Consider the following 15,315-nt stretch of genomic DNA (forward strand, 5'->3'; position numbering starts at 1 on the left):
CCGCCCTTTCCTCCGACACCTGCCCTCCCGCCCCGATTACGTAACACCACATTCTTGAGTTTAGATAATGACTCAAAGTAAACAGTAGCATTACCACCATCACCACCATCGCCACCATCACCACCATCACCACCATTGCCGCCTTTAGCACCGCATACATTTACTGTCACATTTTGCGGCTGTTGACATCCAGAAGCTTGTTCACCAGAAATAGCAGATTCTCCCGCTTCGCCATCTGTACCAGACAGGTCAATCGTTTGTAGTTGTTCGCTAGCGCGAATTATTTGATCTGATGCAGAGTTCCCATCTCGTCCAGACCGACCATCTACCCCATGTCTACCAGCTTGTCCAAAAGTTTGTACTTCAGCAGCAACAACATTGACAGCTAAATTGTTAATGATTGTTGCCAAAAGGCATAGTTTGAGAATGTACTGAAGCGCCTGATTAATATTCATACAAGTAAAATAAATTAAATAAAACTTTTGATATAGCAATCCTAAATGAGTTACGAACTGGGGTTTAAGTTGGGTAAAACCAGTCATCATTGCTTTGTTGGGTACTTTATCTAAATGGTTTATTCAAGACAGTGGTTGCTGCAAACGAACCACCGACATTTAAACTGCCATAAGAACCAAAAACAATACCATTGGGATTTACAAAAAACAGACTAGCTGTGCCATTACTACGAATTAAGCCATCAATATTAGAAATATTGTTACCAGTCACACGAGTAAAACTTAAGTTGAAGAAAATTCATTTTGTGCAACAGGCGTGACGAAATAATTGCCTTGAAGACAGTCTTTTTGCTCATCACCAAAATCCTGGTTTTCTCCTTTCAACTCTTCAAATTCACCTTGTACAAGATCCACATCCCTCCAAAAGCGATAGTTACTGAAGCACCCCAATGAGTAAAACCCAAACCTGACATTGCAAGCCTCCATGAATAGCAGCAGCAAATTTTAGTTAAGCATAAATCAAGTTACTACCTACTAAATAGCTAGTAATTAGGCTACTAAGTTTTCAGCCCAAAACTCTAGTTTTTCGCAAAAATTTGGAAACTTTACAAAAGTTGACTTTACACAGTTCTCAAACTACCGCTCACGCTACCCCTCCTACTCCATCAATTCCCAATCCACAATCGCAATTCCCCACTGCGGATACTTCACCAGCAATTTCTTGATCATAATCACCAGCGCCGGATCGTCATTCCAACACTCTTGCAAGAAATCAAACCCCGGATTCTCACCCGAATTCGCCGCTCGATTCAGTTTCTCCCTTCTTACAGGTCGCATATTTGACCGCGCAACAATCGCCTCATGCGACCACTTTTCAGATTGTGGCACGGGCAGGGCGGAACCTTCGCCTTCATGATCCGCTTTGACTCCTTCACCCGAAACTGAATTTTCAGCCAACAACGAAGCGGAATTACTTTGTTCTACTTGCCCCTGAGTTTGATTAGTGATCGCAGAATTTAAAGATTTTTCATCTTGAGCGACGGGCGCGGCGGAACCAGTACCTTCATGAAAGATTGTCGCCTCATCACCACAATATTGATTTTCAGCCAACAACGGAGCAGGTTGACTTGGTGCAGCATCCACAAGCGTCAGCGTCGTGCAGTCCCTTACCGCAGGTAACTTTTCCTCCAACTCTGACACGCCTTGAACAAACTGAGGCGACGCGACCCCCAAGGGCGCGTGAGCCGTCTCCTCACAGGGCGAAATCTCATAAAGCGTGTCAGAGACACACCTAACGAACTCTTTTGTAGAGTTCGTTAGGTGTTCCTGAACAGTTCGTGAGGGTTTTTGAAACCCTTGTTCTGACTGACTTTCACCTAAAATAGATGCTTGATTTAAAGCACCCATTTCTTCACAGCCAGCATCTTTCTCTGAATCCCCAGCATTTGATTCTCGTTTTTCAGAATTTGGTTCTCGTTTTTCGGCATTAGCTTTCTCCCAAAATTCCTTCATCCGGCTACCGTGTAAATTCTTCACCATCCACCTAGCCGTTTCCCTGCCATCCTGAATCGACTTGTCGGGTTTGAAGATGAATAGCCCACTGTCGGAGAGAATTTTCTTTGCACAGATAAAAGTACTGTACCCCAAAGCAGAAGCCAAAGGCATCCATCGGGAACCATAAGGGTCAGCCGTCCAGCATTCTTGCCATAGCTGATTAACTGAAGGCTTTTGCTGCGATGCCCAGAGCAAATCTTCTATGGGAATAATCACATGAAGCCGCTTGTACAGTGACTGTGGTTTGCTAGCAGCAGATTTTTGGGGTTTGGGTTTAGTAATAGTTGCAGTCATTTTACAATCTCCTGTTTATGTTGACGCACGGAATTTTCCCTACAACGATTGCAGGGCTTGGTACTTCTATTTGGTTGTCTAAAAAGTTACCGATACACTGAAAGCTTATTGAGGTTCCCAGAATCGCAATTCGTCTCGGAAATACCTATCAGTCTTTTTTGATTGCTCCTTCCAACAATCCCAGGCAACCACCAACTCTTCCCCCAAGTCCTCTACGACTTCACCCCTCTCGACATACAAAGTGCGATATGGGTCAGCGTGGGCAACCATAGAACCAACGCCAATAGTGTCTGGTTGAGAGGATGCGTTCTGGAGTGCGGTAATTAAATCAGTCTCTTGGGTGGTCAATTCCACCCAGTAGTCATGTTTAATCACCTCATACTCTTGGGCAACATCGCAATAGTCTTGCCAGCTACATCCAGGTTTTGCAAGCACCTGCCGAATATCACTGACAGCTTGAGGCAACATTTCCAATTGTTCGGCACGGTAGGCGATCGCAGTTGGTGTCGGCTCACTGCCTAAGATTAGCGCTGCTGCCTCCAATGCCTGGGTATTGTTCATGGCACTGGCTAAGTTTTTCAATGCCATGCCCATGAGCCGCAGACATTCCTGGGCATTTTCTTTTGGGGGTTCAACAGCTAGCGATCGCAAATCAATGGTTTTCTCAAGGGCAAGCTTGACCTGCTTGTTCAAAGCTTTGGTCGCTTGCTGGCTCATGGTATTTCCCCATTCTTGAGAAGGGCGCTGTTCAACCGAGTTTTCCAAATCTTGAATACGCTGCTTGAGTTGTTGATTTTCAATTTCCAGTTTCCGTAACCCCTCCATCTCAGAGAGCCGTTCCTGCAACTGGATGTTTTGCTCTTTCTGCTGCCTGTACAGGTTTTGCAGAGATTGAATTTGCTCAATTACTTGTTCTTCTGCTCTGGCCGATACTTCTGCTTGTAGCCCAATTCTCAATTCCTGCTCTAGACGCTCTAACTCAAGCTTGTGTTGCTCTTTGATTTGGGCGATCGCTTCCGTGTATTCTTTCGGGTATGTGCGCTCTGCTGAGAATGACACAATTGCGTCATTTAAACCAGTCAAATCAGCATTGTTGATCAACAACCTTTCACCATCGCTGAAGGTGACAATCTGCTGATAGTTATTTGGTGCGTCTGCTTCAATCACTCCTGATTCACCATAACAAGGGTGTGAAAGGGAAGAAACAGTGACAGAATGACACAATTGCGTTTTGACTTTTTCTTGTTTTGTGCTATTGGTTCTAGTGGGTGACGTATTGTTTGGAACGACCTTCTGAACTGCTCTAGCGAAGTCTGCGGCAGTGGGGAAGGGCTTTTCTTTAGCTGCGATCGCAACAGCTTGCTCTAACTTATCGGGAGTTTTCACGAGTCGGAGCAAGGAGCGAGTTTGAGAAGGCTTAGTAATCTTGTCTTTCAGTTCCTCTGGCAGAGTATCAACTACCTTTTTCGCAGACAGCAAATCCCTAACCCGACGATACCCACCGTGCTTGATTAGTTCTTTTTCGCAATAATCTTCAAAACTGGCATAACCAGCATCAGAGTAATAACCGTTATTCCGCATCACCCGCAGTTCTTCTATTGCCTGCCACTCGAAGCGGTCTATGGCAGCAAAGGTATCTTGGATGCTGGTATTGAGAATGTTGTAATCGAGTGCTGATGTTGTTTCGGAACAGTTTAGTGTCAGCATGATTTTACCTGTATGTGCTGTATACACACGGGAAATACTGGTTAATGCAAATGAAAACTGCTGTATTCTCAGCAATTACTTTTTATTGCTTTTGAAAAGCGTAATTATTTTTGCCATAACCTCCTTAAAATAAGTTCACAAAACAATTTGACGGCTGGAATACTCATGCCGTCTATGAATTCTTGTATAACTGAACTGGTTGATTGAACTCACAGTACAAAAACTATCTTGCCACATGACAACTGAAAGTGCAAATATAAAAGTAAAAAATACAAAGGAGGTAATTATGGTTCCCCTGGACTGGGTTGTTATGCTTGCGTGGAATAAAGAATGTGGAAATAGCCTAAGATTATTACGTGGCAAGAAGTCTAGGCGTGAGATTGCAGATGCACTTTTGAGCCAAAAGGTTGAATGCTCTCAAGAATACATTAGAAAGCTGGAGAATGGCGAAGCAGCCTCTGTTTCAACAAAAATCATTACAGCAATCGCCAAAACTCTTGGTGTAGAACTGATTGAGATTATGTCTGACTTACGTGTTGAAGTTTCCAAAAATATTTGTACTTCTAGTTGATTTTTTGTACTCTGAGTTGTTATTATAGAGATATGAAAACAAAAGACGACCGCCCCAGCCTACGAAACTTGTGCGATCGCCCTTTGACCCTTTGCAGGAATCTATATTATGACTCAATCAGTTTACACACAGCAAACGGCTTCTAGCTTTAACTACAACACATCAACAACAGTTACAGAAGTTCCCTTCAAAGATGAGCAAGCCCTAGCTCAAGCAGAACTGAACAATTATATCGAATCCCAAGCCGAAGCTGTAGCCCCAACCCAAGACCCCCTGACTGCTCGTGATCGTCGGATTATTGGCGAGATTATCGAAGTCCAACCCGAATCCGTCCGTACCATCTGGATAGAGAGCGGGATTACCGTATGGGTGCAGTTAGTCGCTGGCGGACGACTACCATTTGATCGGGACTGGTTCGCAAAAAGAGTTGCAGAAGTCAAAGCGACACTTCCAGAAACTCCATTGGAGCGCAATGAACGTCTCAGCGATGAATTAGAAGAAGCTTGTGTCAAGTTCAACCTGTGGCATCCCCAGATTGATTGGTTGTCCTTCAGTACTAAACTTTACCGAAATAATCAGCTAGTAGGCTACATCGGTTGCAATCTTGAGGGTTGGTATTCCAGACCCCGCACATACGGCATGAACAGATTCGCGTCGAGTGCAGAAGAAGCGATTACGTTTTTGGGAGTCCGACCAGCTGTAGCAGCGTAACCACTGACATTAAAAGGGCGATTGCACATCAAGAATTGTAATCGCCTTTACAGCGTAATAGGTAACAAACATCACAATGGCATACATCACAGAAACTACGCCCTCTCTTCAGGTAGCTGAGTTGGATGATTCACCAGAGAAAATTTTTCTACCGCCAACAGACTCGAATGCAGAGATTATCGAAATCCCTGGTTACACGCTCGTTTACGTCAATGGAGCCTGCCCCAAAAATTATCGGGTCTATAAAGGTCATTCAATGATTGGGGTGATATTTCAGCACATCACCCACTGGTCTAACGCTATGGATCAGATTCGGTACGCTCAAGCAGCAAAAGCAGCAGTTGGGTTGGATGACTTCATGAAAGTAGCAAATAAATCCAGAGTTACAGATAAAGCCATAGCAGCATAGTTAACTTCACCAATTACAACCATGCAACCAACAATAACAATTCCACACGGTTGGAAATACCCTCGTTTTACTTTAGGACAACGTACAGAGCAGGGAATTATCATCGGCATCAAGTATTACCTAAGCGATAGTCTTTTAGCTCACGAATACGAGTCAGGCTGGCGTTATCTAGTCATGCCTGATATCAATTCCATTGATGAAGGAAATCACTTAGAGAACGAGATTAAATTACTGACACCGCAGGAATTGAGAGCAGAGATTCAGACTGAAATAGAAAAATGTCTACGCCAACTTGAACTGCTTAAGTACGAATTAAAAGCAATTCCTGGAGGTCTAGCTGATGGTTAAATCGCTCAAAAACTGCTCTGACCTCACGGCTGCTAGCCTGCTGCTTTTCTTGCGCCGCTATGGTGGTTCTGCTCCTTTGCACAGCATTAATTTCTCACGAACAGTAATCCAATCATTACTCGATAGAGAACTAGTACGAGTGCAGAATACCAAACACGGTTTTTTGCTGACAATTACACAAGATTCCGACAAATTGCCGACGAACTAAGCCCATTAACTCATTCAAACAAACACAGCCATCACTTTGCAATCATGGAAACTATCAAAATCAACAACAGCGTTTTTCTCATCCCACCCAGCCAACCTAAACTGCAAGCCAACTGTGCCAAAGAATACGGTCAATTCCTTCTAGATTGCCCTCCAAAAATCACAATCTTAGAAGCACAAGCCGGCGGATATCTCAAAGGGAACAAGGCTGACTTTGCGATTGCCATCTCACGCCCTGACCGCTTACTCACAATCAACGAAAACTTTACCAATGAACCCTTTACCGAGCTATGGGTGATTCCTGTAACTGGTGGGTTAAAAGACCAGTTCAAAGGGCCAGCCTCAATGCTGCTTTGTTTCTTGATGCACCGCCGTAGCAAGGACTCGTTTGCTGCACTATACAATCACTTCGCCCATCGTGCTTTTCAATCGTGGTGTGAAGAGGGAATGGCGGGAGATCCAAAAGAGTTTTGTTATAGCGCGATCGCTAGCGTACTCAAAAACTACATCTTCTGTGCAGAATTTCAGAAAGTAGAAGGAGCGCTGGGAACTTATTGGTTTATTCAGTGGAGTTACCGCAACCCGGAATCTGATTTTGAAAAGGATGCTTTAGTTGCAGCAGAGATGATTCGCTCTGGTGCGGAGTCGGGGGCGGCATTGCACTGGGTAACTAACGAGACTTACGAACGTTGGGCAGAGAACGCAAATAAGACGGCTTTAGCACTACCATCTGTGTCTGAAACTGAAGCCAGAGCATCTCTACAACCACAGAATCAGCAGGTATTGCCGCAAGGTAAAAAGCGGTAATTGATAACAAACAAAGGCGATTCAGCTTTGAGTCGCCACTAGCCTAAATATTCAATTTATCAGTAACTATGGAGGTTAACAAATGAAGAAAAAATGGACTCCCCAAGAGTTAGAAATTCTTGATGAAATGTCTGAAGCTTACACACCTAAACAGATAGCATACAGACTTAGAAGACGAGGCTATCATCGCACAACTTTAGCTGTTCATAAAAAGCTCTATGCGTTGGGTTATTCTGCACGTCCCACTCTCGACAATTATAGTTGTAACCAAATTGCTCAAGCTCTTTCATTGAACCCCTGTACTGTAGCTAAATGGGTAAAACGAGGCTGGCTCAAAGCTATTCGGCGTTCTGCGACTAATTACCTCGTTAAGAGTCGGGATTTAAAACGGTTTTTCAAGAATCCTCCACATTCTATTAAAAAGCGGATTTTGAGGATAGATCCGCAGATTATTCGGTATTTAGTGGGGTAGCCACTTTTGCCATTGAAGCTGAGGGTTTTCAAAGATAAGACAACTAATGAGGCGAAATAAATGCCCACTCTCACGTATATTAAAGGATTGCCAACTCCAGCAGGAGAATTAAATAGTTTAGGACTCACAGAGTTTGAGATGTTTTTGACTGCTTACAGTTCGGTATTCCATAAAGCAGCGTGTGAGACAGCTAATCACCTTTTAGCAGTAAATAGCTTTCATGAATCTAGTTGGAATACTTATTTACAGAAGACTTATGGTATATCAAGGCGACAGGCCAGTGGTGCAATTAGTTTTGCTCAAGGTGCGGTTGATGCCTCTAAAGAACACCGTAAGCTCCACATCAAAACACTGGAAGGTAAACTAAGATCGCTCAAATATTGGATTACCAAGTCAGAGAAGAGGTTATCTGATTCTACTAAGTTCTACGCTAAAAAGAACTGGCGTAATTCCAAAACTGGATGTCGATTTCCATTATCATGCTCTCTGAAGTTCCGTAACACTAATTGGAATAATTTACGTTTTCAGATCCATAATAAAAAGCGTCGGGCTTACAAATTAGCTAAACAAATCGAACACTTAAGAACTTCCTCCTTTCAAACAATTATTCCTAGAAATCAAGTATTTGTAGTTGGTTCCAAAGATGAAAGCTTTGGTAATCAAGTTTGTCAATGGGATGGTCATACTCTAAAATTCCGTGTCCCAGCTTGTCTAGAATCACGGTTTGGTAAACAAGTCATAACTAAGTTAGGCAACTTTGACCGTAATATCAACAGGTTGCCCAAGGATGGAGCTAAAACATGGCATTTCTTTCGCAAGCACAACAAATGGAATGCAGCAGTAAAATTTACACCTGTACCAGTCAATCGAGTTTCCCGGCATTCTGCTTATGCCTGCATTGGGATTGATATGAATCCTGGCTCCATCGGCTGGGCATATATTGATAAAGATGGTAATCTCAAATCTCATGGTCAAATCCCCCTACAGATGGGATTACCATCAGGCAAACAAGACGCTCAGATTGTTCATGCTTGCTTACAACTGGCGAGATTAGCTCAAACTTTCTCTTGTCCAATTGTTTGTGAAAAATTAGACTTTTCTACCAAGAAAGAGCAACTGGGAGAACGTGGGAGAAAGTATGCTCGGATGCTTTCTGGTTGGGCATATAGCCGTTTTTACCAATTACTAGACAGTATTTTCAGCAATCGTGGCATTTACTTAATGAAAGTCAATCCAGCCTATACCAGTCTCATTGGTATGGTGAAGTATGCCCGACAATATGGGCTACCTTCTGACTGTGCTGCGGCTCTAGCCATTGCACGGCGTGGTATGCGATTGACTGAAAATATTCCCGGCTCCATAACCGCCTATCTCTCCGTGAAGGATGGAAAGCACGTATGGAGCCTCTGGAACCAACTAAATAAATTAATTCGGAAATCTAGCATCAAGCGTCACAACTTCTATGCTATCTCTAACTGGGGGTCTTTGGTCAAGCGATTGTCGGAGCAATCTGACAAGAGCAAGCTACGGCACTAAAGATGATTTCTTGGAACATATACCGCTAAGTTCCCTTTGTACAATTTTGCCTATTGTGGGTAATTTTGTTCAAGTTTTTATAAGCGGGAAGAAAGATCCGAGCCAGTCTTTGACACTGATGGCTCTCCAGTTATCTCTATTGAAGCTGTAGCCTTGAGAGATGCCTTAGTCGATAAGTTAGCAACTCTTGATCCAATTCCTGGTGCATTAGAACAACTGCTGTGGCATTTTGGTCACAAGCAAGTGGCTGAAGTAACTGGTCGCAGCAAACGAGTTCTGAAAGATGAATCTGGACGTTTGTTCGTTGATTCACGGGGTACTGGTGCGAATATTGCTGAAACTGCTGCATTCATGCAGGGTGACAAACAAATCCTCATCTTCAGTGACGCTGGTGGTACGGGTCGCAGCTATCACGCTGACCTCAACGCTGTGAATAGGAGACGGCGATCGCATTATTTGTTGGAAGCCGGCTGGAGAGCAGACAATGCAATTCAAGGGCTTGGACGATCGCACAGAACCAACCAAGCATCTGCGCCCGTGTTCAGACCAGTCACGACGAACGTTATAGGTGAACGCCGATTCATCAGCACTATTGCTCGACGGCTGGATAGCTTGGGCGCACTCACAAGGGGGCAAAGGCAAACCGGAGGCAATGGGATATTTGAGGCTAAGGATAATCTGGAATCGAACTATGCAGAACACGCCCTGTATGAATTATTCAGACAAATATACCAAGGTCGATTTTATGAAGTGCCACTAGGGACTTTTGAGCAAATGACTGGACTGTGCTTAACCTCTCATGAAGGCGGGATGAAAATCGATCTCCCACCCCTGCGTCAATTCCTCAATCGACTTCTGGCTTTACGCATTGATATGCAAAATATCATTTTCGAGCGTTTTGAGTTGTTGCTAAGTCAACAGATTGAAACAGCGATCGCTGCTGGTGTCTATGAAATGGGGGTGGAAACTTTACGGGCTGAACGGTTTACTGTTGACAGCCAGGAAGCTGTGTACACCCACCCTGCCACAGGTAGCGTAACGAACTATCTCAAGATAGAACGCACTCAGAACAATAACATCAGAACTGCTGACGAGATGTTAGAGTTCGCCACTCAATATCAAGGAAGGCTCATGATCAACTCCAAGTCAGGCAATGCTGCTGTATCAATTCCGACACATAGTATCTACGACGCGGATGGTGGTGTTGTCCCAAGAGTTTTGCTGATTCGTCCACAGAAAGAAACTCGCGTACCAGTCCAAGACTTGGAATCTTCCACATGGGGGCAAGTTTCTATTGATGCGTTTACTGCTGCTTGGTCTACTGAAGTAGACGCACTGCCCAAGTTCACAACCGATTACCTGCATTTGGTGACTGGTATTCTATTGCCTATCTGGAAAATACTACCACAGCAGAATAGTCGAGTATTCCGACTACAAACCAGCGATGGACAAAAGATTCTCGGTCGTGTGGTCAATGCTCAGGATATCCAGTCGGTGGCTGAACAACTCGGACTCAAGAACAAGCTGTTAAGCCCACAGGAGTTAGTCTCTTTAGTGCTAAACGAAGGCTATTCCCAGCAGTTACCGGGTGGCGTTACTTTACGGCGTTCTTATATTGCCACAGAACCTCGCATAGAACTGGTTAATGCTATCTCACTGGCAGAGCGACTGGTAGCTATTGGATGTTTCACCGAGATCATCAACTGGAAAAAGCGGGTATTCATTCCGGTTTCAGACAAAGCCCCATCTATTCTCGCGGCTGTGATTGAAATTTTGTGATAAGTCAAAAGCTGATGTATCTAATAAATACATCAGCTTATTTTTCGCTCAAACACGGGTGTGATTTTATTGTACGAAATGAAGGTAAGCGGACGATTTTTCGAGGTAATCTACAGACGAGTGAGGAGATATTTCCACTTTCAGAAGAACGTGCCAGTGAGCTAGAAGTTATGATTTTAGAGAAGGAACGATTACTTCACAGGGAACATGAGCCATCACATGATGGACACCATATTAGCAGTCATAATATTGAGTTAAACTGAAGTAGCAAAAAAAATTCTGTAAATGTACTAAATGGCACACCCACTTTTATTAAATTTCAATTACCTCTGAAACCGCGATAATAATTCTTCACGGTCAGCCTGTAAAAGTAAGCCAAGATATTCTTCCCTAGATAACTGCATTAACCGAGGAATAATTGCCTCTAACTCACTATCTAAATTTCCAAAACGTACTTTTAAAAGCGTCGAAATTGTTTCCCTCCTTTCGATTTCCACGCCTTCTTGTTGCCAACTTGTTACAATCTGCATAACTTCCTCCCTTTCATCTAATCCCATTGTACTAATCACCGCTTGAAAAACCTGCTTCTCAGTATCATCAAGCTGCAAATAAGTATCAACAAACCCCGAAATTAATTGCATCCGTGCTGGATCTAACCTTAAAGTTGTCAGTAACCGCAAACATTCTGCCTTCACCTGCGGACGTTCTGACACCGCAATATTCATCTTCGCCATCAACGCCGCTGCCACTGGATTGTATTGCGTTAGAAAATCCCGCCAACTTAAGCGATTTAATTGAATTGCTGCAAACTGAAATTCCAGTACCTTTAAATTGGGAAACGTCACACGATAATTTTGAGATTCAGCACGTTTTGGTTCGTCGAAAGAGAAAATCACAACTGGATAAATTGGTAAATCATATTTTTCATGCAAGCGTGCAAAATACTTAAACATCCGCTTGGCAAATTCTGACTCAGTATAAGACTGATTTTCAACGTGAATTAAAAAATAAGTTTTTTGTTGCTGATAACGCACCTGCGCCAGTAAATCAATTTCTTTCTTTTCGCCAGATGTGACATCAGTAAATACATCTTGAGGTAAAAACTGGATAGAATCGCGGTCTATTTGGCTGGCTACTTGAGGTAGGAATAAATCGAGAAACTCAACAAAAAATGTAGATATTAATTCTTTGAAAAGCCTATCATGGTCAATCATTCTAGCAACTCCTCCAACACGGGGCAGATATAGCGTAGCTGACACTAGGGGCGTGCGACGTGAAATTTATTGGGGACGGAAAACGTTTTCCGTATAGTTCCAAGTTGCTTTTTAAGCCTGAATAACGAGCGTTGAACTTGATTTCGTTTGAAAGATAGAGTATAACAAAACGCAAGCATACGAAATTGCAAATAGATGAAACAAGTTGTTCTCTGGATTGGAGCCAATGCCGGAGGAGTTTCCAAAACTACACTAGCTGTTCATATTGGCTATGAAATGGCAAAGCGCGGCTTTGACGTTGTGCTACTCGACCTAGATACTAACGTTTCCATGAGTCAGTTTTGTGGATTAGACAAAGATCCACCATTAGAGCAAACAATCGCCGCAGTATTCAGCGAGGATTTTGATGGTAACTGGCCTTTACTGATGCCAGAATGGGGAAAGCCGAAGGGTAAATTACAAATATGCTTGGGTGGGCCAGTAATGATTCAAGTTGGGTCAGATTTGGCCGTTCGTAATCGCCGAGAATATGTTTTGGCAGACAGGTTTGAAGATTTTCCTTTGCCACACCAACTGGTGATTCTGGACTGTCCTGCTACATTGGGTAATCTCAATGATGTCGCACTGGCAGTAGCTACGCATATGTTAATCCTTGTTGAACTTAGTCCCAAATCATTAACAGGGGCAAATGTTTTGCTGTCTTGGTACCGAGGGGCTTGTAAAAAGTTGCGCTTAAATCCCCAACCCCAGATACTAGGATTTGTACCTACTAAGTATGATAGTGGCGAAGCAGCGCAAAGGGATTTGCTCGGTCAGTTACCAGAAATGCTTTCGCCTTTGAAGATAAAATGTTATCCGCACGTCCGCTACTCTTGCGAATTCAGTAATGCTTCTGGAAAAGGCATCCCTTTGCATTTGCATCGCTCAACACATAAAGCTATCAAGGATCTTCATCCTATCTGTCAAGAATTATCAGCTATATTGCAGGAGGATAAGGGTGACAACCAAAGGACAAAATAAGAGTTATGACTATTTCTCTGCTAATGCACAAGTAGCAGAATTTGAAGAACAATTACTTCAATCGCAACAGCGTATTGCTGAACTAGAATCACTAAATGCTCAATTACAAGCACTAGCAAGAAGTGAGAGCATTGACGATAATACTGCTAAATTCGCTGTACCAATTGATAAAATTGTTTGCAATCCTGAACAAGTACGCCGTTATTTCGATATAGATAAACTTGCTACGTTAACTGCTTCTATCAAAGAAGTGGGAGTGCAATCACCATTATGGTTGCGTCCTGAGCGGGACGGGAAGTATTTATTGATTGCGGGTGAGCGTCGCTATCGTGCAGCACGAAATGCAGGCTTAATGGAAGTTCCTGCTCTGATATTAAACGTTGATGACGCTTCCGCTCTAAAGCTATCCTTATTGGAAAATTTACAACGAGAAGATTTAAATCCGATAGAGGAAACAGAAGGAATACTAAATTTACTTTCCTGGCAAATGGATTGTACTGTCAAAGAAGTAATTGCTTTATTGAACAGGAAAGCACATTTAGATAAAAAGAAAGTTGAGTGGTCAGATGAAAACACGGAAAATGTTTTCCGTAAGCAGTGGGAAATTGTAGAGAGTGTCTTTATGACGGTAGGTAAGCTATCACCAGAAAGCTTTCGCGTTAGTCGGCTACCTCTACTAAATATGCCAATTGACGTAATAGAAGTACTACGTTCTGGGCAAATAGAATACACCAAAGCTAGAGCGATCGCCACACTGAAAGACAAAGCTAAGAGAGCTAGTTTGTTGACAAAAGCGATTGCTGAGAAATTATCTTTAGCAGATATTCGTGATTGGATCAAAGAGACGAAGGATCACGAACCTCCTTCTTTGAAGAGAGAATTTCAAGACATATCTCAGAAAATATTAAAGTCTTCACAGTGGTCAGATCCCAAAAAAGCTAAGAAGATTGCAAGTCTTTTAGAACAACTAGAATCATTGTTAGCGGATTAACAGAAAATTGGAAACTACTAGTTCAGCAAGTCCACTGAAATCAAGATGTCCATGAAATCTACTCAACGTCCGTCAAAAAGACCATCACCACAAGCTGAATCCAACGATCAAAGCTCAAAACTTGACCTTGTTGCTTATAAACCAGTAGAGAAACAGCAGCCAAGCTCTCAGTCTGACATTACTCCCAGTGTTGATCTGCCGTCAGTTGAGCAGCCAGCCCAAGCAGAAGTGATACCTCTTATAAGGTCAAAGACAAACGCTGCTGAAAAACCCCAACATTTAGAGAAAAGTAAAGCCAAACGTACCTCTGCTGACAAGAAAAAATCTAAATTACCGCAACAGCCCAAGCAACAGGGCCAATTGACAAAGAGCGATGAAGAAGAAGAGTTAGCGCCAGAACCCTGTCAGCACATGCAATTTCTGGATTGCAACTCGGATGTAGGACGTGTGATATTCGAGTGCTATCACTGCAAGCAGGGGATAATCAGCGAGTACACCGGAGATCCCGTAATGGGCGAGTACAAAGGACGACCTTCAGTGATTTTCACAAAGGTAAAATGCCCCAACTGTGAGCAAACAGCAATTAGACTGCAAGCAAGGGAAGTGCTTTCTACAACAGCGATTCCTTCACCTTGGTAGGAATGATGGCACACTCCCTCTTCAAGAGTGATTGGTGAAAGATATTTACGATTGATAATGCAAATGAGATTTTTACCTTCAATAATGACTGCACTAACGGCGTTCACACTGACTAGTTGCAGCACTACTACTGCTGAACAGTATGAAGCAACAGCACTCACCAGTTACTCCTGGCAAGTTAAATATGCCAATAACCTAACTAGTGAACCACGACCCCGCATTGAAACCTTTGCTACTACTTCGGTGCTGAATCGAAATGGAGTAAAACCACCGGGAGAAGTAATTGGCCCAGATGATCGAGGGCTATGGTGGCCTACTTTAGCGCCTCGACCAACTGTTGATGAAGTTGAACAACGTAAAAGACCCCAAGAAGAGGTAGGTAAACCTGAATTGGTGAAGAATGTAAAGTACAAATTGACCTATGGAGTGGGTAATTCTCAGCAGACCCTACCTACTAATTATGATGTTTATCGGCAAGTAGTAAAAGCTTACCCCCAAAGAACTCCTTTGGAATTGACTTTGGGTGTAAATGATAATTCAGTTGAGAAAGCTGAACCTGTAAGCAAGTGATAACGCACTCGTTACATAGTCAACAAGAAGT

Annotated in this window: 18 protein-coding genes and 2 pseudogenes; 14 read left to right on the forward strand and 6 right to left on the reverse strand. The window is 43.1% G+C overall.

Features of this window, described 5'->3' with window-relative positions:
* The 5 genes and pseudogenes from H6G92_RS36000 to H6G92_RS36015 all read right to left on the reverse strand — a co-directional run.
* Nucleotides 1-545, reverse strand: a pseudogene (locus H6G92_RS36000) (hypothetical protein); the annotation flags it as partial.
* A 22-nt stretch (nt 546-567) separates the two neighbouring features.
* Nucleotides 568-732 (reverse strand): annotated as a pseudogene (locus tag H6G92_RS36005) (two-partner secretion domain-containing protein); the annotation flags it as partial.
* 5 nt (nt 733-737) lie between these two features.
* Entirely contained in the window at nt 738-869 is a 132-nt protein-coding gene (locus tag H6G92_RS40665; RefSeq protein ID WP_277926924.1) for a hypothetical protein, read from the reverse strand.
* A 243-nt stretch (nt 870-1,112) separates the two neighbouring features.
* Nucleotides 1,113-2,303 (reverse strand): hypothetical protein, encoded by a 1,191-nt coding sequence (locus tag H6G92_RS36010; protein ID WP_190901330.1) that lies wholly within the window; start codon nt 2,301-2,303, stop codon nt 1,113-1,115.
* Between the two features lie 105 nt (nt 2,304-2,408).
* The gene (locus tag H6G92_RS36015; RefSeq protein WP_190901332.1) at nt 2,409-4,010 is read right to left on the reverse strand and encodes a hypothetical protein; all 1,602 of its coding nucleotides are present in this window, start codon (nt 4,008-4,010) and stop codon (nt 2,409-2,411) included.
* Between the two features lie 235 nt (nt 4,011-4,245).
* On the opposite strand from H6G92_RS36015, the gene H6G92_RS36020 reads away from it, so the two are divergent.
* The 10 genes from H6G92_RS36020 to H6G92_RS36065 all read left to right on the forward strand — a co-directional run bounded on the left by H6G92_RS36020 (nt 4,246) and on the right by H6G92_RS36065 (nt 11,113).
* Complete coding sequence (locus H6G92_RS36020; protein ID WP_094344365.1) at nt 4,246-4,581, forward strand: helix-turn-helix domain-containing protein; 336 nt, start codon at nt 4,246-4,248, stop codon at nt 4,579-4,581.
* 108 nt (nt 4,582-4,689) lie between these two features.
* Nucleotides 4,690-5,292, forward strand: a complete 603-nt coding sequence (locus tag H6G92_RS36025; protein ID WP_242059467.1) for a hypothetical protein — start codon at nt 4,690-4,692, stop codon at nt 5,290-5,292.
* A 76-nt stretch (nt 5,293-5,368) separates the two neighbouring features.
* On the forward strand, nt 5,369-5,701 hold the full coding sequence (locus H6G92_RS36030) for a hypothetical protein (protein WP_190901334.1): 333 nt from the start codon (nt 5,369-5,371) through the stop codon (nt 5,699-5,701).
* A 21-nt stretch (nt 5,702-5,722) separates the two neighbouring features.
* On the forward strand, nt 5,723-6,049 hold the full coding sequence (locus tag H6G92_RS36035) for a hypothetical protein (RefSeq protein ID WP_190901336.1): 327 nt from the start codon (nt 5,723-5,725) through the stop codon (nt 6,047-6,049).
* Nucleotides 6,042-6,257 (forward strand): hypothetical protein, encoded by a 216-nt coding sequence (locus H6G92_RS36040; RefSeq protein ID WP_190901337.1) that lies wholly within the window; start codon nt 6,042-6,044, stop codon nt 6,255-6,257. Before H6G92_RS36035 ends, H6G92_RS36040 begins: the two co-directional genes overlap by 8 nt.
* A 44-nt stretch (nt 6,258-6,301) precedes the next feature.
* Nucleotides 6,302-7,063 carry a hypothetical protein gene (locus H6G92_RS36045; RefSeq protein WP_190901340.1) on the forward strand — a complete coding sequence of 254 codons (762 nt, stop codon included), beginning with the start codon at nt 6,302-6,304 and terminating at the stop codon, nt 7,061-7,063.
* Nucleotides 7,064-7,145: 82 nt separating this feature from the next.
* Nucleotides 7,146-7,535 (forward strand): hypothetical protein, encoded by a 390-nt coding sequence (locus H6G92_RS36050; protein ID WP_190901342.1) that lies wholly within the window; start codon nt 7,146-7,148, stop codon nt 7,533-7,535.
* Between the two features lie 60 nt (nt 7,536-7,595).
* Entirely contained in the window at nt 7,596-9,071 is a 1,476-nt protein-coding gene (locus tag H6G92_RS36055) for a hypothetical protein (RefSeq protein ID WP_190901344.1), read from the forward strand.
* Between the two features lie 153 nt (nt 9,072-9,224).
* Nucleotides 9,225-10,850, forward strand: a complete 1,626-nt coding sequence (locus tag H6G92_RS36060) for a strawberry notch C-terminal domain-containing protein (protein WP_242059468.1) — start codon at nt 9,225-9,227, stop codon at nt 10,848-10,850.
* Nucleotides 10,851-10,864: 14 nt separating this feature from the next.
* Entirely contained in the window at nt 10,865-11,113 is a 249-nt protein-coding gene (locus tag H6G92_RS36065; protein WP_190901346.1) for a hypothetical protein, read from the forward strand.
* Between the two features lie 60 nt (nt 11,114-11,173).
* Here the strand turns inward: H6G92_RS36065 and H6G92_RS36070 are convergent, their stop codons facing one another.
* Nucleotides 11,174-12,064 carry an Rpn family recombination-promoting nuclease/putative transposase gene (locus H6G92_RS36070; RefSeq protein ID WP_190901348.1) on the reverse strand — a complete coding sequence of 297 codons (891 nt, stop codon included), beginning with the start codon at nt 12,062-12,064 and terminating at the stop codon, nt 11,174-11,176.
* A gap of 195 nt (nt 12,065-12,259) precedes the next feature.
* Here H6G92_RS36070 and H6G92_RS36075 point away from each other — a divergent pair, with 195 nt between their 5' ends.
* From H6G92_RS36075 to H6G92_RS36090, 4 genes are all read left to right on the forward strand, one after another.
* On the forward strand, nt 12,260-13,084 hold the full coding sequence (locus H6G92_RS36075) for a ParA family protein (RefSeq protein ID WP_094333529.1): 825 nt from the start codon (nt 12,260-12,262) through the stop codon (nt 13,082-13,084).
* Complete coding sequence (locus tag H6G92_RS36080) at nt 13,062-14,075, forward strand: ParB/RepB/Spo0J family partition protein (RefSeq protein ID WP_190901350.1); 1,014 nt, start codon at nt 13,062-13,064, stop codon at nt 14,073-14,075. Before H6G92_RS36075 ends, H6G92_RS36080 begins: the two co-directional genes overlap by 23 nt.
* A gap of 51 nt (nt 14,076-14,126) precedes the next feature.
* Nucleotides 14,127-14,714, forward strand: coding sequence for a hypothetical protein (locus H6G92_RS40020; RefSeq protein WP_242059469.1), 588 nt, complete (start codon nt 14,127-14,129; stop codon nt 14,712-14,714).
* Nucleotides 14,715-14,798: 84 nt separating this feature from the next.
* Nucleotides 14,799-15,284, forward strand: a complete 486-nt coding sequence (locus H6G92_RS36090; protein WP_242059470.1) for a hypothetical protein — start codon at nt 14,799-14,801, stop codon at nt 15,282-15,284.
* Nucleotides 15,285-15,315: the final 31 nt, after the last annotated feature.

The organism is Nostoc foliaceum FACHB-393 (genome assembly GCF_014698505.1).
GTDB classification, from domain to species: Bacteria; Cyanobacteriota; Cyanobacteriia; order Cyanobacteriales; family Nostocaceae; genus Nostoc; species Nostoc foliaceum_A.

Coding starts and splice junctions, on each gene's coding strand:
- H6G92_RS36010 (WP_190901330.1), bottom strand. CDS start 2,303: ATGACTGCAACTATTACTAAACCCAAACCCCAAAAATCTGCTGCTAGC.
- H6G92_RS36090 (WP_242059470.1), top strand. CDS start 14,799: ATGACTGCACTAACGGCGTTCACACTGACTAGTTGCAGCACTACTACT.
- H6G92_RS36050 (WP_190901342.1), top strand. CDS start 7,146: ATGAAGAAAAAATGGACTCCCCAAGAGTTAGAAATTCTTGATGAAATG.
- H6G92_RS36055 (WP_190901344.1), top strand. CDS start 7,596: ATGCCCACTCTCACGTATATTAAAGGATTGCCAACTCCAGCAGGAGAA.
- H6G92_RS36025 (WP_242059467.1), top strand. CDS start 4,690: ATGACTCAATCAGTTTACACACAGCAAACGGCTTCTAGCTTTAACTAC.
- H6G92_RS36075 (WP_094333529.1), top strand. CDS start 12,260: ATGAAACAAGTTGTTCTCTGGATTGGAGCCAATGCCGGAGGAGTTTCC.
- H6G92_RS36020 (WP_094344365.1), top strand. CDS start 4,246: ATGACAACTGAAAGTGCAAATATAAAAGTAAAAAATACAAAGGAGGTA.
- H6G92_RS36030 (WP_190901334.1), top strand. CDS start 5,369: ATGGCATACATCACAGAAACTACGCCCTCTCTTCAGGTAGCTGAGTTG.
- H6G92_RS36015 (WP_190901332.1), bottom strand. CDS start 4,010: ATGCTGACACTAAACTGTTCCGAAACAACATCAGCACTCGATTACAAC.
- H6G92_RS36045 (WP_190901340.1), top strand. CDS start 6,302: ATGGAAACTATCAAAATCAACAACAGCGTTTTTCTCATCCCACCCAGC.
- H6G92_RS36040 (WP_190901337.1), top strand. CDS start 6,042: ATGGTTAAATCGCTCAAAAACTGCTCTGACCTCACGGCTGCTAGCCTG.
- H6G92_RS36035 (WP_190901336.1), top strand. CDS start 5,723: ATGCAACCAACAATAACAATTCCACACGGTTGGAAATACCCTCGTTTT.
- H6G92_RS36070 (WP_190901348.1), bottom strand. CDS start 12,064: ATGATTGACCATGATAGGCTTTTCAAAGAATTAATATCTACATTTTTT.
- H6G92_RS36065 (WP_190901346.1), top strand. CDS start 10,865: ATGTATCTAATAAATACATCAGCTTATTTTTCGCTCAAACACGGGTGT.
- H6G92_RS40020 (WP_242059469.1), top strand. CDS start 14,127: ATGAAATCTACTCAACGTCCGTCAAAAAGACCATCACCACAAGCTGAA.